Raw genomic sequence first — 24,242 nt, forward strand, 5'->3', positions numbered from 1 at the left:
ACCAAGCGTCAAATCCCGGCGGAAAGAAGCTGGATCGGATCTGATGACAGCATTCGGGCTTGGCCGGTAGTTCGTCCAGAAGACTACTTAGAAGGCAGCGACTTCCCGTGTCCACTGTTGTGGATCGATCCTGACTCCACCCGCACAATAGTGAAGCGATCCAACGCATCCACCAACGGCGTTACCACCGGGCTCAGATTATCGAGCACAAGAACCGCTCTTCCCTCGCGCACTATCAGCACAAGGTGGTGCTCTCCGGTCGCTCGGATGACGACCTCCGCGAGAAGGAGTGCCGAACTGGGCCAGCCGGATCGCAGCAGCAGATGGCGCTTGGTGACGGCATAGTCGCCACAATTGCCTTCGTATGGGAATATCTGCCACTCCGCGTCACGCCGGCTTGCGGGCGGATCTTGCGGCGCTATGCCGAAATTCACCGTTGAATTGATCTGGGCGAGTTCTCGCCAACGCTGAATTGAGGAGCGGAAATCTCGGATCCTCCGATCATCGTGGTGCTGGCAGTCCTTGGGATATTGAATGCAGAATTGTGAGAATGACAGCGGTGGCGTCACCGCTTGGGATTCGTAGCTCGAATAGGCGGGCTGGCCGCCAACGCAATACAGTATGGCCAGCATGCAGGCCGCATGTCTGATCATCGAAAGTTCGCCTGACATTTCTTGATTGCTAGGCGAAGTATATTGCGATGCAATGGAAGCGCTATGACAATTGTGAGGCAATCGATGCACAATCGTGCATCAGGGGTGCGCGCTCGATCTCAAGGGGTGAAGGCGACCGCGGTGCAGTCCGTGGCCTTACATCTGCAAGATCTATATAAAGACATGGAAGCCGTCTGCTCCCGCTCTATCACGCCGCCGTTAGAGCCGCTCACCGAATGAAGCTAGGGTCCATGCAAGGCCTCGTCCGGAAGTCCTCTTCGCCGGAACGTGACGTCGCTTGGAACCAGAACAGCTATTGATCACATCGCCGATTGCGCCGAAGGTTGACGCCGGCTGGAGGCAAAGCCGAGGGAACGGCTGATGCCAAAGACTCTCCAAGAGCAACTAGATCACATTGAGCGCGAGATCGAACAGTACATCGAATTTGATAAGACAGAGAAAACTCGCTTCAATCGCGAGTCTCACTTATGGACCGCAGAGGATCGCATCGAATGGCAGGAGACACAATCTGACAATGCCCAAACACTTCGTGAACTCTTCGAAGTACGAGACGCATTGCGCGGCCAGCTAGGCCAGCAAAGCGGCGGTCGGATGTTGCGCCAAGTCGAAAAGGAACAAGAGGAAGCTTTGACGGAGAGCACGAAAACCCCGGGTGCGAGACTATGTTCGCGCCAACCGCGCTAGGGAGTCAGCAAAGACGGCATGACTTCAGAACGAAAAATGGAAGCGAACCGGCTGAATGCCAAGCGAAGCACAGGGCCGAAAACGGACGCCGGAAAAGCGCGATCGAGCCGCAATGCCCGTCAACATGGGCTATCGCGCCTAGGCATGGAGGACGACGTCAACTCCGGCCCATTGGCGCGCGCGATCACGGCAGGCTACGCGGAGCGTCAGAGCTCGTTCGCCATGGATGATCTCGTCCGTGCCAATTTGTGGCTCGGTCGCATCCGCCAAGCCCGCCATGACATGCTTACTGCATTTCCGGGCCGCGCAACGGCGGCTCCTGAAGCGTTGGCTGAACGAGGTGTGATAAAGAAGGAAAGCGCGGGGCTGGAGGCTGAAGGTCGGAGGCCTTGCGTTAGAGAGCCTGTCGAAACTCATGTCCTGTCAATCGCGCGGACGATGAGGGTCTCAGTCGTGCGCCATTCGAGCAAGCAGCGTGGCGGCATCATGAAGCCGTCCAGCTTCGTAGATCAGCTGCTCGATATCCATGGAGACTCGAACCGCTTCCGCCACACCACCTGCCGCCGCACACGCCTGCGCAGCCTTCGCGGTCTGTTCGGCCGCCTTCAGCTTGGCATGGATCTCCGCGAGGCACGCCTTGATAGCCGGTTCGATGATTTCCGCTTTCATGGCTTGTCGAACTCCACTGACAGATCCGGATAGTCGAATGCACGCTCAGGTCGGTGCAGAAGTCCAGCTGTTCCGGAGGAATCTTGTGGCTCTTCGGGAGCCCGTTGGAGCGCATTGTGATACCGGAGAAGCCAGCCAGCAGCCCTTTGACGAGCGCGCTTGTGCTGGCCTTGTGCGGTCAGCGGAGCGCAAATAGCGGAGTATGACTAGCCGCAGAGCTGACCCTTCCACTGATTTTTCTCGGCCTAGCCCATTTGGGGGAGGCGCACCCAAGGATTCTAGGCATATCGCTATCCCTTGCATGCAGCGTTCTTGCTCGTATGGGGCAAAGGTGCCGATGGGTCCTTAAGTAGCGAAATGACGTCAAACTCGTTGGGAGATAATCCAGGAGGCTTGGACGACTTCTCGTTCTTCGAACTTGAGATGCGCAAACGTTCGCGAAGCTGGGAGTGGAGTATTGGCTCCCGCGCCGGAAAAGCCATCATGCGAGGAAGAGCGAGGAAACGCGTGGTGGCGAGATATGAAGCGACAAGCGCGTTGTTTCTCTTGCTAATGAACGTATCCGTGGCGGCTCGGAGCCGAAAATGAAAGGTGGAGCGCAAACCATTAGGCCGCACCTTTCAGCTGAGACGCCGAAAAGGTCGAGGTCGTTCGCTCGCGCTTAGGCGAAATTTGCGATCGCCGCTGGGCAAAGAACCAATCCTCAGACTAATTGAAGGAGCAGCTTGACTAGTTCCGGCTGCCGGTGGGCGCCGGTCTTCGAGAAGACCGATTTGAGGTGATTGCGCGCCGTCTCGCGCGAAATGTGCAGCTGTTCGGCCGCGCTGGCGAGCGATGCGCCAGTTGCAAGCAGTGCGGCCAATCGAGATTCCGCCGGCGTGAGGTCGAAGGCTTGGCCGATGAGGACAGAGTCGGGCGCCGCAGGCGGGACGAGATTGGACAGAATCAGCATGGCGCGAGCGCCGAGAAAGACGGAGCGCGCCGCGCCGTCCACTGGCAGTATGCGCAAGACAACCGGTGGCTTCGCCGTGCGACGGACAAGGATGGGAGCGGCGGGGATGACGGCGCTATCCGGCGCGGATCGGATCAAGCTGATCAGCTGATCGAGTTTCGCCATGGCCTGCTTGTCACGGAGCACGAGACGCCGATCTTTGATGCGGATCTCATTGTCAAAGCCGCCGTCGGCTACTTCGTTTGTGCGCAGAACCTTGCCTTCGCGGTTGAGGATCAGTGCGGGTTGTCCAACGCGACTGAGGACGTCTGTCATCGAGGTCAGCGCAATCCTGCCGACCGCGGTGGCGAGCGTGGCGGTCTCGGTGAGCCGCGGAGCCAGTTGGGCAAGCAGTTGCTTGTCGCGCGCCTCGAATGCGCCTTCGCGGCCGGTTCGTTGGATCGTCAACGCCCACGCTGCGCCGTCAGCCCAGAAGCCGATGCCGGCAAACCACTGGTATCCGAACGGAAACAGCACCTCGTTGTACATGGGATCGGAACGAATCTGTTCCGGGGTCATCACATCGAGGTCGGTCACGACTTCGCCCGCCATCATGCGCGGAAACGCCCTGGCGCGAGGATCTCTCAGATGCCAGTTATTCCTGAAGTAGAACTTGGTCCCTTCGTCGATCGATTCGGTGCGTGGAACGTCGGGGGTCCTAATGTCGCTCTGAAGCAGTAATGCCGCTGACGCCCCGACCGCCTTGCAGATGTCATCCATGATGTCGCGCCACGCAGCCGGATTCACGGCGGCTTCGCCAAGTCGATTGATGACCTTCGACAATTCATGATCGTCTATCTTGTTGGTCCTCAAGTGCGGTCCCCCTCCGCTGAGCCCAAGGCACCCGTCAAGGCACTCGTCGAGCCATCCATTGCGGCCGGCAAGCCTCTTCGTTGCATGCCGTGCAGAAGGCCCGGCATCGAACCGACCTTGGCACCCTCCGCATTTCCCCTGGTTCAGGATGCTTCGCGAGGCGGCGGTTCGAAACAAGCCCTCCTGCCTATTTTTCCTGAAAAATCGTGGCCGACGAAAGTCTGATGAAATCGCCGCGGCGAGGCGGTGCGAGCAGAACACGCATGACCCATTCGGGTCATGCGGCGGTCTGTGCCAGCGCTATTCCATTGGCGAGGAATGCATTTCGATCCGGGAATTAAAGGTCTTGAGCCAGATTGTTGTAGGTTTTCGGTGTCCGCTCATGTTCTGTGGTGGCGCCTCGGCGCGTCAGAATGTCGCAGACTGTCCTGAGGCGCGTGGCCCGGCCTGCGGGCCGGCGCCATCAACGGCGGCATTTCGTTTGCTCGGCAGCTTGAGCAGCCTGGTTCGATCGCGCCCGGTGGAGAGAGCGCTCACTTCATTGCGTCACATATTGCGCCGGAGCCCGGCGAGACGTCGATCGTCAGGTTCGGTGAGGCGGCCAGCCGTTGCGAATCGGGGACGCACGATTTCGCAGCCGCACCGTTCGGTTCGTGCGCTGCTTAAGGTTAGCAGCTGTACTGTCTTGACGCAGTCGCGCAACAGTGGGAACAATTTGCAATTATCGAAAAGGTTTTTCGACGGTCGGAGATTGCGACTTCGAGAATTCAGGCGACGCCGAACAACGGAGGCGTCGAACAATAACAAGACCACATCATTTCAAACTTAAGCCGTTGGGCTGACGGCGAACCTGAAAAATCAAGAAGGTTACGGGAGGGGGCTCACCATGAGCGACCGCACGATGTCACGCGTCGCGTCCATATCGCGTTCCGCTTTCAACGATTGAAGACTTCTCCATCCGCACAACGCAAGCCGCTTCCGCGCGCTTGCGAGCAATGCCTGTTGCCCTATCGAGAAAGATGAATTGCCATGATCATTAACGCTACCAACGCAAACGATCAGATCACCGGCACCAGCTTGGTTGACACCATCAATGCAAAGAGCGGCGACGATACCATCGGCGCCGGGGCCGGGAATGACGTCATTCAGGGCGGCAACGGCAACGACAGCATCAATGCCGGTGCCGGCAACGACATCATCGACGCCGGCAATGGCAACGACACGGTGGACGGCGGCACCGGTAACGACATCATTCTCGGCGGTATTGGTAACGATACGCTGCTCGGTGGGGCGGGGAACGATCTGATCGCCGGCGAAAACGGCGACGATATCATCGACGGCGGCTCCGGCAGCGATCTCGTCAGCGGCGGGAATGGCAACGATATCCTGGGCTACCGCGTTTCGGAAAATGTTGGTTCAATCGATATCTATGACGGCGGTAAGGGCCAGGACACGCTCCGCCTCGTCGTCACGCAAGAGTTGGCGAACTCGGCTTCGTTCAGGTCCGATCTTGCGGCAATCCAGGCCCTTATCGCGCGCTGTGGCAGCGCGGACTACGCGTTCAGGAGCTTCAACCTGGCCGTCGTCTCGATCGAAAAGGTCAAGGTCGTCATCGAGGGACCGACCAATCATGCGCCGGTCGCAGCCGCGGATCTCGCCTCCGTCAAGGAGGATGTGACGACGGCTGCGAACGGCAATCTGCTTGCAAACGACACGGATGCCGATGCCGGCGATACTCACATCGTGTCGGCCGTGGCAGGAGGCACGGACAACGGCACCACAATCACCGTCGTCGGCACCTATGGAACGCTGGTGGTCACCAAGGCGACCGGCGCCTACACCTACACGCTCAACAGTTCCAGCGCCTCCGTGCAGGCGCTCGCCGAAGGCCAGCAGGTGACGGAGCAGTTTGCCTACACGAACGCCGACAACCACGGAGGATCGGGCTCGTCGACGCTTACGGTGACCATCACCGGCAGCAACGACCCGGCCACGATCACGGTGTCGGGGAGCCAGGATACTTCAGTGACCGAGGCTGGAAGCGTGGCCGGCGATCCCAGCGCGTCGGGCCAGCTCGCGGTTCACGATGTCGACAGCGGCCAAGACCATTTCGCAGTCCCGGCCTCGCTGGCCGGCACCTATGGCAACTTCACTTTCAATGCAGCGTCGGGAGCCTGGACCTACACACTCGATTCCGCGAAATCGGATTCGCTCGCCGCAGGGCAGCACGTCACCGACACCCTGACGGTCACGTCAGTCGACGGTACCGCCAGCCACGATATCGTGGTGAACATCACGGGTGCCAACGACGCGGCCGTAATCGGCAATCCCGTCCAGCACGACGTCACCGAGGACGGCGTCCTGACGGCGTCCGGCACGCTGTCGATCAACGATGTCGACCAGAACCAGAATTCCTTCCAAACCGCCGTCTTCTCGGCGCCCGGCAATCTCGGGACGCTGACGATCGGCGCCAACGGCGCCTACAGCTATTCGGTCGCCAACGACCTCGTTCAATATCTCGGCCAGGACGAAACCCGCGACGAGATCTTCACCGTCAAGGCTCTGGACGGCACGACCAAGGACGTGACGTTCACGATCCACGGCGTCAACGATGCCGCCGATATCGGCGGCCCCGCCCAGCATGACGTCACCGAGGACGGCCAGCTGACCGCGTCCGGCCAGCTGTCCGTCAGCGACGCTGATCAGAACCAGGCCGCGTTCCAGGCCGGCGAGATCACGGCGTCCGGAAACCTCGGCAAGCTGACGCTGCATGCGGATGGGCATTACACCTATTCGGTCGACAACGCCGCTATCCAGTATCTCGGCGCCAACGAGATCAAGACGGAGACTTTCGCGGTCAGGTCCCTCGACGGCACGACCAAGACCATCAGCTTCGACATCCATGGCGCGCAGGACGCGCCGATTCTGAGCGTTCAGGACTCTGCGGGCGCGGCCGACGGAAACATCACGCTGCACATTGCGGCGAACAAGATCGACCTGAGCAGCAGCTTGTCGGTGAAAATCGAGGGAGTGCCGTCGAGCTTCACGGTGCAGAACGGCGCAGCGATCGGGGAAGGCGCCTGGCTTGTGACCGGCGATTCGGTTCAGAACGTCGTCCTGATTCCGAACCATGCCGTCAGCAGCCCCGATCCGTTCACGCTGCGCGTCACCGCCATCTCCGACGACGGCGTTCATCAGGCGGTGAGCACGGCCGAGCTCTCGCTGACCGTAGATCCCGGTGCCAACGAGATCAACGCGCTGGATATCGACGGCTATATCGGCGGCGCGACCGTCTTTGCCGATGCCAACAACAACGGAATACTCGACGCGGGCGAGGCGGTCACGACGACGCGGGCTGACGGCAGCTTCACGCTGGCGGGCGGATCCGGTCCGCTGGTGAGCATCGGCGGTGTCGATATCTCGACGGGATTGCAGGTCGCCGGCGTGCTGAGGGCGCCGGAGGGCTCCACCGTCATCACTCCGCTGACGACGTTGATCGTCGCGCTCGTCGATAGCACGGCAAACGATGAGCACCCGCTGACGGCGGACCAGGCCATGAATGCCGTGGCGGCTGCCTTCAACCTCGATATCAGCGGAGGTATCGACCTTAGGTCATTCGACCCGGTACCCGCGGCGGTCAACAACGATGCCACCGCGACCGCGGTGCTCGCGGCAGCCATCCAGGTCCAAAGCACCGTCGCCCAGGTGTCCGCCGTCGGCGTGGAAACGGGCACGGTCATTACAGCCATTGCAAGCGCTATTACGGCCTCTCTGAGCGATCCCGGCGCGCCGACTTTCGATCTGGCGTCTTCGGAGACGGTTCAGAGTATCGTCACATCCTCCGGCGTCAGCACAGCCGCTGCCGCGACGGTTGTTGAGGTCGTTGCTGCCGCAAACAACAGCATTCAGTCGGCCACGAACGTCACCGAACTGGCGCAAGCCGGCCAGGTCGCTCAAGGCGCTGCCGCCGACCAGCTGGCTGCGACCGATTTTTCGGATCAACAATCGATCGATCAGCTGACAGACCGCTTTGTCGATAACCTCGGTACTGAGGTTGCGAATGCCGTGCTCACCCCGGTCGGGAGTGCCTTGTTGGGCTCGCTCGGCGATGACGCGCTTTCGGGAGGAGCCGGCAACGATCTGATTGACGGTCAGGACGGCAACGATCGCATCAGCGGCGGTGACGGGAACGACATCCTGTTCGGCGGGGCCGGCAAGGACTATCTCCGCGGCGGCTCCGGCGACGACATTCTCGACGGCGGCCCGGGCTTCGACCGTGCCGTCTATAGCGATGCAACCGGCGGCGTCACGATCAACCTCGCGGCGGGAGCGGCGTCCGGCGCAGGCGTGGGGACGGACACGCTCGTCAACATCGAAGCTGCCATCGGCAGCGATTTTGCCGATACGTTCAACGCAGCCGGCTTCACCGGCGATGCACATGTCCCGGGTAGCCCCGTCGGCTACAATGAGTTCGAAGGCAATGGCGGCGACGACATTATCATCAGCAACACCAACAGCCAGGGTGCGGAGCTGACGCGCGTCTCCTATGTCAGCGCCACCGGGGCGGTGACGGTGGATCTCGCAGCCGGTTATGCCCAGGGTGATGCATCGGTGGGCCACGACACCCTGGTCGGTTCCGGCTTCAACGGCGTCTGGGGCTCCGCCTACAACGACACGATTCTCGGCAGCAACAATCCGATGTTCACCGCGGAGGTCTATTCGGGCTTTGCGGGCAATGACTATATCGACGGCCGCGGCGGCTACGACCGCGTGGACTACAATGTCGATCCGAACACCACGACGGGAATTACGGTCAATCTCGCCGCCGGATCCGTGACCGGCGATTCGACCATCGGAACGGACACTTTGCGCGGGATCGAGGCGATCCGCGGCACCAACTTCGCCGATACCTACAACGCCGTCGGTTTCGGCGCGGGCAGCGTCAATGCCGGCTCGAACGGGACGTTCAACGAGTTCACCGGCAACGGCGGGGACGACACCGTCATCGGCAACGGCTTCACCCGGCTCGGGTTCAATAACGCGACGGCCGGCGTCCAGGTCGACTTCGTCACCGGCATTGCTGCCGGCGATTCGTCCGTCGGCACCGATCATTTCAGCGGCGTCAATGCCGTCCAGGCATCGATGTTCGATGACACGCTGCTGGGCGGCGCGACCAACGACACGTTCACCGGCCTTGCCGGCAACGATTATATCGACGGACGCGGCGGTTTCGACGTCGCGTCCTACAACAACATCTTCTTCACCACGGGAAGCATCGCCGTCGATATGGCGGCTGGCACCGTCACCGGAGATGCGTCCAACGGAACGGATACGCTTCGTTCGATCGAGGGCATTCAGGGCACCAATTTCAACGATACCTATGATGCGACCGGTTACGGTGTGACCGGGGCCAATATCGGCAACAACGGCACCTTCAACCAGTTCGAAGGGCTCGGTGGTGACGACGTCATCACCGGCAACGGCAACACGCGCCTCATTTTCGCCAATGCGACCGGCGGTGTGACCATCAATCTCGCGGGCGGCACCGCCGCCGGCGACGGCTCGACCGGTCACGACACCTTCACCGGTGTCAACAGCGCGACCGGCAGCAATTTTGGCGACGTTTACGACGCGACGGGTTTCACCGGCCTCAACGCAAACTTCAACTCGTTCCAGGGCAACGCCGGAAACGACATTATCTCCGGCAATGGCAATACCCAGATCCAGTATGGCAACGCGACCGGCGGTGTCAGCGTCAACCTCACCGCAGGCACCGCCGATGGCGACGGCTCGGTCGGCCACGACACCATCAGCGGTGGCGTGTTCAACGTCTTGGGATCCAATTTCAACGACGCCATCATCGGCAGCGCCAGCAACGACAGCCTCTCCGGCAGCAACGGCAACGACATCCTGGATGGTCGTGCCGGCAACGACTTCCTCAGTGGCGGCGCCGGCGCGGACAGCTTTGTCTATGCGACCGGCGGCGGCTTCGACTTCATCCAGGACTTCGTCCATGGACAGGACAAGATCGATCTGACCGGCGTCTACGGCATCTTCAGCCTTGCCGATCTGCAATCGCATGCGACGCAGAGCGGCCCCAACACCGTGATCACGTTCAGTCCGAATGACGGCCTCACGCTTCAGAACATCGATCTGAACAGCTTGACGGCGAGCGATTTCCTGTTCGGTACGCCGGCCGCACCGATCGTCGGGGACGGCAACGCCAACGACCTCGTCGGAACAGCCAACGCCGAATCCATCAGCGGTCTCGGCGGCAACGACCGCCTCCAGGGCCTCGGCGGCAGCGACCTTCTGGATGGCGGCCAGGGCTTCGATCGGGCCATCTATACGGATGCGACCGGCGGCATCGCCGTCAACCTCGCGGCTGGCACCGCCTCGGGGCCCGGCGTCGGGACGGACACGCTGGTCAACATCGAAGGGGTGGTCGGCAGCAACTATGCCGACACATTCAACGCCGCCGGATTTACCGGCTCGACCGGTCTGCCCGGCGTCGCCGGCGGCCAGAGCGAGTTCGAGGGGCGCGGCGGCGACGATATCGTCGTCGGCGCCGTCAACGCGCCCGGCCAGATCGTGACGCGGCTGTCGTATCTCGGAGCAACCAGCGCGGTCACGGTCGACATCGGGGCAGGGACCGCGGACGGCGATGCCTCGGTCGGTCACGACACCTTCTCCAACGTATCGACGATCTGGGGATCGGCCTCCAACGACACGATTTATGGCAGCGACAATGCGGCCTTCACCTATGAGACCTATGAGGGGCGCGGCGGCGACGACTATATCGATGGCCGCGGCGGCTACGACCAGGTCACCTACAATTCGGACACGACGACCACGTCCGGCATCTACGTTCACCTCGCCGCCGGCGTCGTGAACGGCGATGCGACGGTCGGCACCGACACGCTGCGCAGCGTCGAGGCCGCCCGCGGCACCAACTTCGACGACACGTTCGATGCCACCGGGTTCGGTCAGGCCGGGGCGACCAATGTCGGCTCCTCCGGCAGCTTCAACGACTTCGCCGGCGCCGGCGGCAACGACACCATCATCGGCAACGGCTTCACGCGCCTGAACTACCAGATCGCAGCCTCGAACGTCAGCGTCGATCTCGAGACCAGCGCCGTCGGGACCACCAATGCGGTCACGGTTGCCGGCAGCGCCACGGGTGCGACGGAGGGCACCGATAGCTTCACCGGCGTCAATGCGGTGCAGGGGTCGACGTTCTCCGACACGCTGCTGGGCAGCAGCTTCAACAACAACTTCACAGGACTGGGCGGCGACGACTATATCGACGGCCGCGGCGGCTTCGACACCGCGATCTACAACAGCCTCAGCACGGTCACGGGTGGCGTCACCGTCGACATGGCATCGGGCACGGCGACCGGCGATGCGTCGATCGGCACCGACACGCTGCGCTCGATCGAGGGCATTCAGGGCACCGGCTATGCCGACACTTATGTGGCGACGGGCTTCAACGGCGGCAGCGCCAATGCCGGCTCGTTCGGCAATTTCAACCAGTTCGAAGGCCTCGGCGGCGATGATGCCATCACCGGCAACGGCAATACCCGCATCATCTACGCCAGTGCGGCTGCCGGCGTCACCATCAACTTCCAGGCCGGAACGGCCAGTGGCGATGCCTCGGTCGGCCACGACACGTTCTCCGGTGTCAACAGCGCCACCGGCAGCAATTTTGCCGACGTGTTCGACGCAACCGGGTTTGCCGGCTTCAACGCTGTCCAGGGCCAGGGCGGGAACGACACCATCATCGGCAACGGCAGCACGCAGATCCTGTTCGCGAACGCGACCTCTGGTGTGATCGTCAACCTCGCAAACGGTACTGCGGACGGCGACGGTTCGGTGGGGCACGACACCATCATGGGAGGGGTAACCAACGTTTGGGGGTCTAACTTCAGCGACACGATCACCGGTTCCAACGGCGACGATCAGCTGTTCGGCAACGGCGGCAACGACCTGCTCAGTGGCGGTGCCGGCAACGATGCCCTGAACGGCGGCACGGGTGCAGACACCTTTGTCTACGCCACCGGCGGCGGCGCCGATATCATCGGCGACTTCGTGCAGGCGGACGCCGATAAGATCGACCTGACGGGGGTCCCGGGCATCTCGACCCTCGCCGACATTCAGGCGCTGGCCACACAGCAGGGGCCGAACACGGTCATCGACTTCGGCAATGGTGACACCCTCACGCTGCTGAACGGGACGCTGTCGAACCTCACGGCCGCCGACTTCATGCTGGGGCAGGGCGTGCACCTCACCGGCGACGCCGGCGCAAATACGCTGGTCGGCACCGCCTACGCCGACAGCCTGAGTGGCCTCGCGGGCAACGACCGGCTGAAGGGCCTCGATGGCAATGATTTGCTCGATGGCGGCCTCGGCTTCGACCGCGCCGACTATTCTGCGGCAACGGGAGGCATTACCGCAAATCTCGCTGCAGGCTCCGTCTCAGGTCCAGGAGTCGGCACCGACACGCTCGTGACCGTCGAGGGCATCGTGGGCAGCGACTACGCCGACACGTTCAACGCGACCGGCTTTGCGGGCGATACCGGCATTGCCGGCACCAATGTAGGCTTCAACGAGTTCGAAGGCCGCGGAGGCGACGACACCATCACGGGCGCAATGAACAGCCTGGGTGCGCTCCTGACACGCATCTCTTACGCCAACGCAACGGGCAGCGTGACCGTCGATTTGACGGCCCATTCGGCGATCGGAGATAGCTCGGTTGGTACCGATACCTTGCTGGGCTCGGGCTTTGCTGGTGTCGTCGGCTCTGGATTTGCCGACCAACTGCTCGGCAGCGCCAATGGTCCCGGGACCGTCGAGATATTCGAAGGTCGCGCCGGCGACGATTTCATCGACGGCCGGGCTGGCTTCGACCGGGCGGATTACGCGCTTGATCCGGCCGCCGTGGGCGGGATCAACGTTCAGCTGGGCTCGGGACTTGTGACGGGCGACGCCGCGACGGTCGGCACCGACACGCTTCGATCGATCGAATCCGTGCGTGGCTCGAACGCTGCGGACGTTTTCAACGCCGTTGGCTTCAGCGGAAGCAGCCAAAATGCCGGTTCCAACGGCACCTTCAACGAATTCATCGGCATGGGAGGCAACGACAGCATCACCGGAAACGGCAACACGCGTGTTGCGTTCACCAACGCAACCGGTGCGGTGACTGTCGATCTGCTGGCAGGTACTGCAAGCGGCGACGCATCCACCGGCAACGATACCTTCAGCGGCGTCAACGCCGTGATGGCTTCGATGTACAACGACACCATCCGCGGCAGCAACATCACCACGGCCACGGAGACCTTCACCGGTCTTGCCGGCGACGATTTCATCGACGGCCGCGGTGGCTTTGACATCATCAGCTACAACAACATCTACTTCTCCACCGGCCCGGTAACCATCGACTTCACAGCCGGCACCGCGACCGGTGACGGCTCGATCGGCAATGATACGTTCCGTGGAATCGAGGGTGCCCAGGGCACTGCTTTCAACGATGTCTTCACGGCTACGAATTTCGGCGCCATCGGCTTCCAGAACGGCGCAACCAACAACGTCGGTAACAACGGCAACTTCAACCAGTTCGAGGGCCTGGCTGGTAACGATACGGTCACCGGCAACGGTAACACTCGCATCATCTATTCCAGCGCAGCCGATGCCGTGACGATCAACCTGCAGGCGGGAACTGCGACCGGCGGCAGCTCGATCGGCACCGACACCTACGTTGGCGTCAACAGTGCGACCGGCAGCAACCTGAACGACACCTACAATGCCGCGGGCTTCACCGGGGTGACCTCGGCCGGATCGTTCGGCACCTTCAATTTGTTCGAAGGCCTGCTCGGCAACGATACCATCACCGGGAACGGCAATACGCGGGTCTCGTATTCTCAGGCGAGCGGGGGCGGAGTGTCCGTCGACCTGTCGACGGGAATTGTGAGCGGTGCCGCCGGTGCCGACGTCATCACGGGCGGCGTCAACAGCGTGCAGGGTTCGAACCAAGCCGACACGCTGGTCGGCAGCTCAAACAACGAGTTCTTCTTCGGCGGCGGGGGTGGCGACACGATCAACGCCGGCGGCGGCAATGACGGCATCACCGGTCAGGGCGGTAACGATACGATCGACGGTGGCGCCGGAACCGACATGGTGATCTTCTCGGGTACGCAATCGCAATACAATGTCACGACGGCTGGAACGATCCAGGTTCAAGACAATGTTGCGAACCGCGACGGCACCGACACACTGACCAACGTCGAAGTGCTGCAGTTCAGCGACGCCATCGTGCTACAGTCTTCGGGGACTTCGGGGAGCCCGATTGATCTCTCGACGCAGCAACTGCCCGGCGCAGCACCCGTCCTCGGAACGGCCGGAGACGATTATCTTCGCGTCGGAGCCAACATCTTCGGACACGGGCTCAATCTGGGGGCGGGGACGGGCGACACCGTCCTGCTCAATGGCATCTTCGGTAACGGCTACACGCTCAATCTCGCGGGTGTCGAGAATCTGATCGGCAGCGGCAATGACGAATTCGTCAATCTCGCCACGATCGCCAACGGACTGGTCGTAGACCTCGGCGGCGGCAACGATCAGCTCAATCTCGCGGGCGGCGCCAACACGCTCAGCTTGATTGGGGTCGAGGGTCTGGGTGGATCCGATTTCGGTGCGACGCCCGGCGTCAACGACGTGCTCACCTTGTTGACAACGGTCACGGGCCTGAACATCAGCCTCGGCAACGGAGACAACACGATGAATCTCGCGGCCGGCGCGAACTCGTTCGTGAACATCTACGATGTCAATCACGTGAACGGAACGGCGAGCGATGACAGCCTGATTGTCACCGGTGCGATCGCGGCAACCAACGGCGTCGCGATCGACCTCGGCAATGGTGCCGACACGATCGTCCTTGACGGAAACTTCGCTGCCTTTGCCGCGACCGGTGTCGAGCACATCAACGGCAATGCTGCTGATAATTCGATCAGCTTGACGAATAACGTCAACGGCATCGCCGTTGATATGGGCGGTGGAAACGATTGGGTCTCCCTCGCCAACGGCGTCAATTCGCTCAGCATCAGCGGCGTTGAAAATCTCAACAGTAGCGACTTTACCGGCAATCTCAATCCATCGGATGATACGGTCACGCTGTTGAGCACCGTGTCCGGGGTGACGGTCAATCTTGGAGAAGGAACAGCCAACGTCCTAAATCTCGCCGCAGGCAGCAATTCGTTCGACAATCTGTGGAACGTGAATCTGCTCAACGGGAGCTCGTCGGACGACACTCTGACGTTGCAAGGCAGCCCGGCGAACGTGATCGATCTCGGCGACGGCAACGACACTCTGAACTTCAACGCAAACGTCTACGATATCACGGTGGCCAACGTCGAAACGGTCAATGCCGCCGCAAATTTCGACAGGATCACAATCGGCAACACGTCGGGTAACACGACGATCACCGCCGGCGCGGGTGCGGATGAAATCTTTGCCAGCGCAGGCCAGGACAATTTCCGCTTCCTCAGCGTCGCGGACTCCGCCCAGGGCGCTGCCGATACCATTCACAACTTCAATGCCGATGGCGACAGCTTTACCTTCTCGGGCATCAGCATTGCCGGCGGTCACATCGAGTATGTGGATAGTGCGGCCTTGCTTGGCGGCAACCAAGCCTCGGCACATTTACAGAATTTCGATCCGGGCAACGACGCTCTCCAGATCGATATCGATGGCGACGGAGCGAGTGATATGGAGATCAGCCTGCTGAACGCTACTGGCGCGTTGCATAATGGCAACTTCCTGGTGGGCTAGTCCGGCATTGGGATAGCTCGGCGCTGGCCGCCAGGCGGTCGGGATTCTGACCACCACGAAGCCGCTCGCCCGCCAAGGCTTTTTGGGCGTGCATCCGCGGCTTAACGAGCTCACCACCACCAAGGACGCCATCTACCCGTGCTCTGAACGAGCCAAGCGGGGCGGGGTTCGAGGGCGCCTGATTCGGGTGCTATGGTCGTCTTTCCTCGATCCGACCGCGCTCGTCTAAGCTGATTTGGAGTCATGCCTCGCCTCAAGCCCGCTCTCGACGAGTCTTGGCTCGTTCCTGCGCTTTTGCATGAACCGGCGAAGCTTGCCGGGCACCAGGTCCCGGATGGACATGGACGGCCTTGGCCGCCAGCGGTTCACCGCATTCCGAGCAGACCATCACGGGATCGAACATCCTCTTGCAGCTCTTGTGTTCGTGCAGCATCGGTCGGCCGCGCGAGTCGACCATATGCACGTTGCCCCAGTGCACGATCGACATGATGATCGGGTACAGATCCAGCCCCTTCTGCGTCAGAATGTATTCGTAGCGCTTTGGTGCTTCCTGATATGGGATTTTCCGCAGCACGCCGAAACGCACCAGCTTTTTCAGCCTGTCGGCGAGCAGATGCCGGGTAATCCCTAGCGACGCCTGGAAGTCGTCAAACCGGCGGATGCGAAGAAAGCACTCGCGAAGGACAAGCAGACTCCAACGGTCGCCGATCACCGCGACAGTGCGCGCGAGTGAGCACGGCTCCTCTTCAAGTGCATCCCATTTCATCAACTTTCTCCGCGTCTTCCGACTTCCGCAAAATAAATTCTAAAACAGAACTTATGCGATTTCAATAGGATGTCGTCATATCCAGCATTGGATGACGATTATCATATTGACAGTTCTGTATTAGAACTTATGGTTCGGGCGAGGTCATCAAATGAGGCGGCAGTCGAACCGCTGATGCATCGAAGGGAAGAGCGTTGCCATGGTTGCTGCGGTGAAGGTTGAGTTTCACTTCGATTTCGGAAGTCCAAACGCTTATCTCGCCGAGCTCGTATTGCCTGAAATCGAGAAGCGTACCGGCGTCAAGTTCAACTATGTCCCGGTGCTCCTTGGCGGCATCTACAAGGCGACGGGCAACATGTCGCCGGCGGACTCGCTGCGCGGGATCAAGAACAAGCCGGAATACAATGCGCTCGAGACCGTCCGCTTCCTGCGCCGCCACAACATCACGAAGTTCACGCCGAACCCGTTCTTTCCGGTGAACACGTTGAGCTTGATGCGCGGTGTCGTCGCGGCCGAATTCGAAGGCCTGTTCGAGTCCTATTTCCGCGCGGCCTATCACCACATGTGGGTCGAGCCCAAGAAGATGGACGACCCGCAGGTGTTCCGCGAGGCGTTCCTGTCGTCTGGTCTCGACATTGACCGCATCGTCGCGCGCGCCCAGCAGGACGACGTCAAGAAGAAGCTGATCGAGAACACCACGCGCGCCGTAGAGCGCGGCAGCTTCGGCTCTCCCACCTTCTTTGTCGGCGACGAAATCTATTTCGGCAAGGATAGTCTGCGCGAGGTCGAAGAGGAAATCGTCGCCCAACTCGCCAGCGCGCGGCGCAAGATCGCGTGATCATAACGCCGAGGCAAATTAAACAGGCAAAAAGCCGTTTCTCAGGGAGGATGCCGTGGTCTCATTGACGCAAGAGACAATCGGGAGCGTGGACGGTCTGCCGAGCCGGATCCATCACGTGATGGCGCATGTCGCGGCAACGCCGGATCGCGTGGCGCTGGTCGACGACACCGCGACGCTGACCTATCGCGAACTCGATGCGGCGGTTCAGGCCACAGCTGACACGCTGCGCACGCTTGGCATCCGCGCCGGCGACCGCGTGATGATCGTCAGCGAGAATTCGATCCCGCTCGCTTGTCTGCTGCTCGCCACGAGCTTGCTCGACGCCTGGGCGATCGTCGTCAATCCGCGGCTGTCGCCGCGCGAGGTGGACCAGATCCGGGACCACAGCGGCGCGAGGCGGGTGTTTTTCACCGTCGGGGTATCACAGGAAGCCGCTACCCATGCTGCGCGGTGCGATGCCTCGGTGCAGGAGCTTGGGACGCTGCGCGATATCGGGGTGACCGGGCTGAACGCGGACACGGCGGCGGAGCCGGTCGAAGCCGATGGCGCCAAGCAAGTCGCGGTTCTCATCTACACGTCTGGCACCACGGGCACGCCCAAGGGCGTGATGCTGACTCATCGCAATCTCCTGTTCAGTGCACGGGGCACGGCCGGCTGGCGCAAGATGACCGCGGCCGACGTGCAGTATTGCGTGCTCCCGATCTCGCACATCGTCGGGATCTCCCTGCTCACCATGACCTTGATGGTCGGCGCGAGGGTGCGCCTGGTCGCAAAATACGATCCGGCAGCCTTGGTGAAGGCGATGGCGGAGGAGGGCATCACGATCCTCAACGGTGTGCCTGCGACCTATCAGCGCCTGTTGGAGTACCGCCGCAATGCCGGCCTGCCGAAGCTCGATCGCGGTGCCCTGCGCTTGATCGCGGTTGCCGGCGCGCCGCTGGACCTCGAACTCAAGTCGCGCGTAGAGCAGGAGCTGGACTTGCCGCTGCTCAATGGCTACGGGATCACGGAATGCTCGCCGGGCATCTCGGGCGTCCGGATCGAGTGCCCGAGGGCGGATCATGCGGTGGGGACAGTTCTGCCGGGCCTCGAAACCAAGCTCGTGGGCCGCGACGGCAAACCAGTGTCGGGCGATGCGGTCGGTGAACTCCACGTCCGTGGGCCGAACGTGATGCGCGGCTATTACCGCGCGCCCGATCTGACTGCGAAGGCGATCGATCCCGATGGCTGGTTCAATACCGGCGATCTGGCCCGGTTCGAAGGCGATGTTCTCTACATCGTTGGACGTACCAAGGAGATGATCATCCGGTCAGGATTCAACGTCTACCCGGCTGAGATCGAGGCCGTGTTGAGCACGCATGATTCGGTGGTGCAATGCGCGGTGGTCGGACGACCGGTCGAGGGCAATGAAGAGGTTGTCGCCTTCGTGCAACTCATCCGGGGTTCAAGGGCGACGGCAAAGGATCTCATGGCCCACATAGCTCCGCAACTCACCTCATACAAGCGACCGTCCGAAATCATCCTGATCGACGCGCTGCCAGCGACGTCGACGGGCAAGATCCTGAAGCACAAGTTGGCGGAGTCGCTGCGCAGTCCCGGCTGACGCTTTGCCCGACAAGCAGTTCTCTCGGAATGAAGGAAAAGGCTATGCAAAAGAGAAACGCCACTGCAGCCGTGATCGGTGCCGGTGACTACATCGGGGCCGAGATCGCCAAGAGATTCGCGGCCGAGGGATTTTCGATCTATGCCGGCCGCCGTAACGGTGACAAGCTCGCGCCGCTGGTCAAGGACATCGAAGCCGCCGGCGGCGAGATCCACGCCCGTTCACTCGACGCCCGCAAGGAGGAGGAGATCATCTCCTTCCTGAGCGACGCCGATAAGCACGCGCCGCTCGAGGTCTGCATCTTCAATATCGGTGCCAACGTCAATTTCCCGATTCTTGAAACCACCGAGCGCGTGTTCCGCAAGGTGTGGGAAATGGCCTGCTATTCCGGTTTCCTGGCGGGACGTGAGGCGGCGCGGCTGATGACCGCTCGCGGCGGCGGCAAGATCTTCTTCACCGGCGCAACCGCATCCTTGCGCGGTGGCAGCGGTTATGCCGCCTTCGCCAGCGCGAAGTTTGGCCTGCGGGCTGTCGCGCAGGCGATGGCGCGCGAGCTCGGTCCGAAGAACATCCATGTCGCGCATCTCATCATCGATTCCGGCGTCGATACGGAATGGGTGCGCCAGCGCCGCATCGAGGCGCTTGGCCCCAACGCACTTGACAATCCGGACCTCTTGATGCCGCCGGCGGCCGTCGCCGGCGCGTACTGGCAGCTCTACCAGCAGCCAAAGACCGCCTGGACATTTGAGCTGGAGATCCGTCCGTTCGGCGAAAAGTGGTAAGGAGCCGGTTCGATGGAGCTGGCATTGTCGCCGGAAGATGCGGCGTTTCGCGACGAGGTTCGCGCGTTCATCAGGGATCATTACCCCGAGGAAATGCGCGTTCCGAACCCCGAGACCGATCTGACCAAGGAGCAGTCGCTGCTCTGGCATCGCATTCTCTACAAGAAGGGCTGGATCGCGCCGCTGTGGCCGAAGGAATATGGCGGCCCCGGCTGGTCGATCACGCAGCGCTTCATCTTCGAGCAGGAGACCTCCCGGGCGGGGACGCTGCCGCCGCTGGCGTTCAGCGTCACCATGGTCGGCCCCGTCATTTACACTTTCGGCAACGAGGCGCAGAAGAAAAAATTCCTGCCGCGGATCCTGTCCGGCGAGGATTGGTGGTGCCAGGGCTATTCAGAGCCGGGCTCCGGCTCGGACCTTGCGACCGTCCGAACCAAGGCGGTGCGTGACGGCGACCACTACATTGTCAACGGTCACAAGACCTGGACCACGCTGGCGCAGCATGCTGACTGGATCTTCTGTCTGGTGCGGACCGATCCGAACGCGAAGCCCCAATCCGGCATCTCCTTCCTGCTGATCGACATGAAGTCGCCCGGCGTTACCGTGCGGCCGATCATCACGATCGATGGCAGTCACGAGGTCAACGACGTCTTCCTCGAAAACGTCCGGGTGCCGGTCGAGAATCTGGTCGGCGAGGAGAACAAGGGCTGGACCTACGCCAAATTCCTGCTTGGCAACGAGCGCACCAGCATGGCGGGTATCGGCCGGTCGACCCGGTACATCCGGAAGCTAAAGCAGATCGTGAAAGCGGAGATTCCGGCCGACGATCCCGCGCATCTCGAGTTTCTGCGCGAGATCGCCCGTATCGAGCTCGACGTGCTGGCACTGGAGGCGACGGAGCTTCGCGTCGTGGCACAGATGGCGCGCGGCATCGATCCCGGTCCGGCGGCCTCGCTGTTCAAGATCCGCGGCACTGAGATCTTCCAGGATATCACCGAGCTCACCCATCGCGCGGTCGGCAATTACGGTCTTGCCATCCGCGAGCATCCGGTCAGCGCCAATCACTTCATGCCGGGCCCTGAGCACGCTCATACCGCGTCGGAAAAATACCTGAACTCGCGCAAGCTCAGCATCTACGGCGGATCCAACGAGATCCAGCGCAACATCATCGCCAAAGCCGTGCTCGGGCTCTAGCCACGGCGGATCGGGAGGATCGGATGAATGTTCAGTTCACGGAAGAGCAGGAGCTGCTGCGATCCAGCGTCCAGCGCCTGCTGCGCGACCAGTACGATTTCGAGGCGCGGCGCAAGATCGTGGCAAGCGAGGAAGGCTTCAGCCGGACGCGATGGGAGGGTTTCGCCGAACTCGGACTGCTCGCCGCGCCGTTCTCCGAGAACGTCGGCGGTCTCGGCGGCGGTGCGCTGTCGATCATGATCATCATGCATGAGTTCGGCCGTCACCTCGTCGTCGAGCCCTTCGTCGAGACGGTGGTGCTGGCCGGCGGCTTGATCGAGCAGGCCGGCACGCCCGAGCAGCAGCAGGCCTTCATCCCCGGAATCATCGACGGCAGCACGATCTGGGCGCTGGCCTGGACGGAAAGGGGTTCCCGCTTCGACTTTGCCAACGTCACGACCACCGCGCGGCGCGAGGGCAACGACTACGTTCTGAGCGGCACGAAGACGATGGCGATTGCTGCGCCCTGGGCCGACTATCTGATCGTCTCGGCGCGGACGTCCTGCGACGACCGCGACCGCGGTGGCGTCAGCCTGTTCGCGGTCGACCGGCGCGCCGCTGGACTCGATCTCCAGAGCTTCAAGACGATCGACGGCCGCCGGGCCGCCGAGATCAGTCTGCGCGAGGTCCGTGGGCAATTGCTCGGGCGGGAGGGCGAGGGCGTTGCCTTGCTGGAAGCCAGTCGCGACCGCGCTATTGCAGCGCTCTGCGCCGAGGCCGTCGGCGCCATCGGCGAGCTGAACGCCGCGACGTTGGACTATTCGAAGACCCGCAAGCAGTTCGGCACGACCATCGGCTCCTTCCAGGTCCTCCAGCATCGCATTGTCGACATGTTCATTGCTCATCAGGAGGCGCTCTCCCTGATGCAACATCTCAGCCTGAACCTCAGCGCCGGTGATCCTGGCCTGTCGCGGCTCGCCTCCGGCGCCAAATCGAAGATCGGCTATGCCGGCAAGTTCGTCGCTGATCAGGCGGTGCAGCTTCATGGCGGCATGGGAATGACCGACGAGCTCAATGTCGGGCACTATTTCAAGCGTATCTCCTCCATCAACATCCAGTTCGGCGATCCCGCGTTCCACGTGCTGCGCTACGCGCAGCTGGACGCGGCCGCGTAAACAGAAGGGGTCAGCATGACGATTGAAGCAGTCATCGTTTCCACCGCAAGGACGGCTGTCGGCAAGGCCTATCGCGGCGCCCTCAACGACACCGACGGCCCGACCATGGCCGGGCACGTGATGGCTGAAGCGGTGAAGCGGGCCGGCATTGCGCCGGATGAGGTGGAAGACGTGGTTATGGGCTGCGCGATGCAGCAGGGCACCATGGTGATGAACGTGGCCCGAAAGGGCGCGATCCGCGCGGGTCTGCCGGTCACTGTTGCCGGCACCACCATCGACCGACAATGCGCGTCGGGCCTGCAGGCTATCGCGGTGGCCGCACGGTCGGTCATGCTTGACGGGGTCGAGGTCGCGATCGGCGGCGGGATTGAGTCGATCAGCCTGGTGCAGAACGAGCACATGAACAACTTCCACGCCATCGATGACGAGCTGATGGCGATGAAGCCGGAAATGTACATGTCAATGCTGGACACTGCGGAGGTCGTCGCCGAGCGCTACAACATCGGCCGCGACCAGCAGGACGAATACAGCCTCGAATGTCAGCGCCGCGTCGGCGCTGCGTTGCAGGCCGGCCGTTTCAACGACGAGATCGTACCGTTCACGACGAGGATGGCGCTTGTCAACAAGGACACCAAGGAGGTCACCTACGAGCAGGTGACGCTCACCAAGGACGAAGGCCCGCGTCCGGAAACCACCGCCGAAGGTCTCGCCAGGATCAAGCCCGTGTTCGAGGGCAAGACCATCAGCGCCGGCAACGCCAGCCAGCTATCGGACGGCGCTTCGGCCTGCGTGATCATGAGCGACAAGATCGCGGCCAGGAAGGGGCTGAAGCCGCTCGGCATCTTCCGCGGCTTCGTCGCCGCCGGTGTCGAGCCGGACGAGATGGGCGTCGGCCCGGTTGCCGCGGTCCCGCGTCTGCTCAAGCGCCATAACCTGAAGATCGACGACATTGATCTGTGGGAGCTCAACGAAGCCTATGCGGTGCAGGTGATCTATTGCCGCGACAAGCTCGGCATTGATCCGGACAAGCTCAACGTCAATGGCGGCTCGATCGCGATCGGTCACCCCTACGGCATGACCGGCTCGCGCCTCACCGGGCATCTTTTGATTGAGGGCCGCCGGCGCAAGGCGAAATACGGCGTCGTGACCATGTGCATCGGCGGCGGCATGGGAGCCGCCGGTCTGTTCGAAATCGTCCACTGAGCGGCAAAGGCGGGGAGATCATTCGTGAAGACAGCAATCACTGAACTTTTCGGCATCCAGCATCCGATCATCCAGGGCGGCATGCACTATGTCGGCTTTGCCGAGCTCGCCGCTGCGGTATCGAATGCCGGCGGCCTGGGCATCATCACCGGCCTGACGCAGCGGACGCCGGAATTGCTGGCGAAGGAAATCGCGCGGTGTCGCGACATGACCGACAAGCCGTTCGGCGTGAATCTCACCTTCCTGCCGGCCTTCTCGGCGCCGCCCTATCCCGAATACATCGCAGCCCTCAGGGAGGGCGGCGTCAAGGCCGTGGAGACGGCCGGCCGCAGTCCGGAACAGTACATGCCCGCGCTGAAAGCAGCGGGCATCAAGGTGATCCACAAATGCACGTCGGTCCGGCACTCGCTCAAGGCAGAGAAAATCGGATGCGACGCCGTCAGCGTCGATGGTTTCGAGTGTGGCGGGCACCCCGGCGAGGATGACATCCCGAACATGATTCTTCTGCCGCGGGCCGCCGACGAGCTGAAAATCCCGTTCGTGGCCTCGGGCGGCATGGCCGATGCGCGCAGCCTGGTCGCTGCGCTGTCGATGGGCGCCTCGGGCATGAACATGGGCACCCGCTTCGTCGCCACCAAGGAAGCGCCGGTCCACGACAATGTGAAGCAGGCGATCGTCAAGGCGAGCGAACTCGACACCGTGCTGGTCATGCGCGCGCTGCGCAATACCGAGCGTGTCCTGAAGAACAAGGGGGTCGACCGGCTCCTCGAGATCGAGCGCAGCAAGGGCGCCGGCCTGACGATCGACGACATCCACGACCAGGTCGCGGGCGTCTACCCGAAGGTGATGGTCGACGGCGACATGAGTGCCGGCGCCTGGAGCTGCGGCATGGTGGTCGGCCTCATCGATGACATTCCGACCGTCAAGGAGCTGATCGATCGCATTATGATGGAAGCTGAGACGATCATCCGTCAGCGGCTGACCGGCTTCCTCGACGGCAAGGTTGAGACGGAGAAGGCGCGCGCAGTCGCCTGAACTGCGCTTC

At 62.0% G+C, this 24,242-nt stretch carries 13 protein-coding genes; 9 read left to right on the forward strand and 4 right to left on the reverse strand.

Features of this window, described 5'->3' with window-relative positions; translation table 11 throughout:
* Positions 1-83 precede the first annotated feature (83 nt).
* Complete coding sequence (locus tag P6U29_RS08900; RefSeq protein WP_407117240.1) at positions 84-671, reverse strand: transglutaminase-like cysteine peptidase; 588 nt, start codon at positions 669-671, stop codon at positions 84-86.
* Between the two features lie 363 nt (positions 672-1,034).
* On the opposite strand from P6U29_RS08900, the gene P6U29_RS08905 reads away from it, so the two are divergent.
* Complete coding sequence (locus tag P6U29_RS08905) at positions 1,035-1,358, forward strand: hypothetical protein (RefSeq protein WP_407117241.1); 324 nt, start codon at positions 1,035-1,037, stop codon at positions 1,356-1,358.
* 447 nt (positions 1,359-1,805) lie between these two features.
* Here P6U29_RS08905 and P6U29_RS08910 read toward each other — a convergent pair whose 3' ends face one another.
* The gene (locus P6U29_RS08910; RefSeq protein ID WP_407117242.1) at positions 1,806-2,027 is read right to left on the reverse strand and encodes a hypothetical protein; all 222 of its coding nucleotides are present in this window, start codon (positions 2,025-2,027) and stop codon (positions 1,806-1,808) included.
* 703 nt (positions 2,028-2,730) lie between these two features.
* Positions 2,731-3,831 carry a helix-turn-helix transcriptional regulator gene (locus P6U29_RS08915; protein WP_407117243.1) on the reverse strand — a complete coding sequence of 367 codons (1,101 nt, stop codon included), beginning with the start codon at positions 3,829-3,831 and terminating at the stop codon, positions 2,731-2,733.
* A 1,029-nt stretch (positions 3,832-4,860) separates the two neighbouring features.
* Between P6U29_RS08915 and P6U29_RS08920 the strand changes: the two genes are divergently transcribed.
* Complete coding sequence (locus P6U29_RS08920; RefSeq protein ID WP_407117244.1) at positions 4,861-15,654, forward strand: VCBS domain-containing protein; 10,794 nt, start codon at positions 4,861-4,863, stop codon at positions 15,652-15,654.
* Between the two features lie 253 nt (positions 15,655-15,907).
* On the opposite strand, the gene P6U29_RS08925 is transcribed toward P6U29_RS08920, so the two are convergent.
* Positions 15,908-16,420, reverse strand: a complete 513-nt coding sequence (locus P6U29_RS08925) for a winged helix-turn-helix transcriptional regulator (protein ID WP_407117245.1) — start codon at positions 16,418-16,420, stop codon at positions 15,908-15,910.
* Positions 16,421-16,619: 199 nt separating this feature from the next.
* On the opposite strand from P6U29_RS08925, the gene P6U29_RS08930 reads away from it, so the two are divergent.
* Genes P6U29_RS08930 through P6U29_RS08960 form a run of 7 tightly spaced genes read left to right on the forward strand, consistent with a single transcriptional unit; the run spans position 16,620 to position 24,232 of the window.
* Positions 16,620-17,258, forward strand: a complete 639-nt coding sequence (locus tag P6U29_RS08930) for a 2-hydroxychromene-2-carboxylate isomerase (protein WP_407117246.1) — start codon at positions 16,620-16,622, stop codon at positions 17,256-17,258.
* Positions 17,259-17,313: 55 nt separating this feature from the next.
* Positions 17,314-18,864 (forward strand): class I adenylate-forming enzyme family protein, encoded by a 1,551-nt coding sequence (locus P6U29_RS08935; protein WP_407117247.1) that lies wholly within the window; start codon positions 17,314-17,316, stop codon positions 18,862-18,864.
* Between the two features lie 44 nt (positions 18,865-18,908).
* Positions 18,909-19,646 (forward strand): SDR family oxidoreductase, encoded by a 738-nt coding sequence (locus P6U29_RS08940; protein ID WP_407117248.1) that lies wholly within the window; start codon positions 18,909-18,911, stop codon positions 19,644-19,646.
* A 12-nt stretch (positions 19,647-19,658) separates the two neighbouring features.
* On the forward strand, positions 19,659-20,840 hold the full coding sequence (locus P6U29_RS08945; protein ID WP_407117249.1) for an acyl-CoA dehydrogenase family protein: 1,182 nt from the start codon (positions 19,659-19,661) through the stop codon (positions 20,838-20,840).
* A gap of 23 nt (positions 20,841-20,863) precedes the next feature.
* Complete coding sequence (locus tag P6U29_RS08950) at positions 20,864-21,994, forward strand: acyl-CoA dehydrogenase family protein (protein ID WP_407117250.1); 1,131 nt, start codon at positions 20,864-20,866, stop codon at positions 21,992-21,994.
* A 15-nt stretch (positions 21,995-22,009) separates the two neighbouring features.
* Positions 22,010-23,197 (forward strand): acetyl-CoA C-acyltransferase, encoded by a 1,188-nt coding sequence (locus tag P6U29_RS08955; protein WP_407117251.1) that lies wholly within the window; start codon positions 22,010-22,012, stop codon positions 23,195-23,197.
* 24 nt (positions 23,198-23,221) lie between these two features.
* Positions 23,222-24,232 (forward strand): NAD(P)H-dependent flavin oxidoreductase, encoded by a 1,011-nt coding sequence (locus P6U29_RS08960; protein WP_407117252.1) that lies wholly within the window; start codon positions 23,222-23,224, stop codon positions 24,230-24,232.
* Positions 24,233-24,242 lie beyond the last annotated feature (10 nt).

This window comes from Bradyrhizobium sp. LMG 9283, assembly GCF_045571415.1.
Classification (GTDB): domain Bacteria; phylum Pseudomonadota; class Alphaproteobacteria; order Rhizobiales; family Xanthobacteraceae; genus Bradyrhizobium.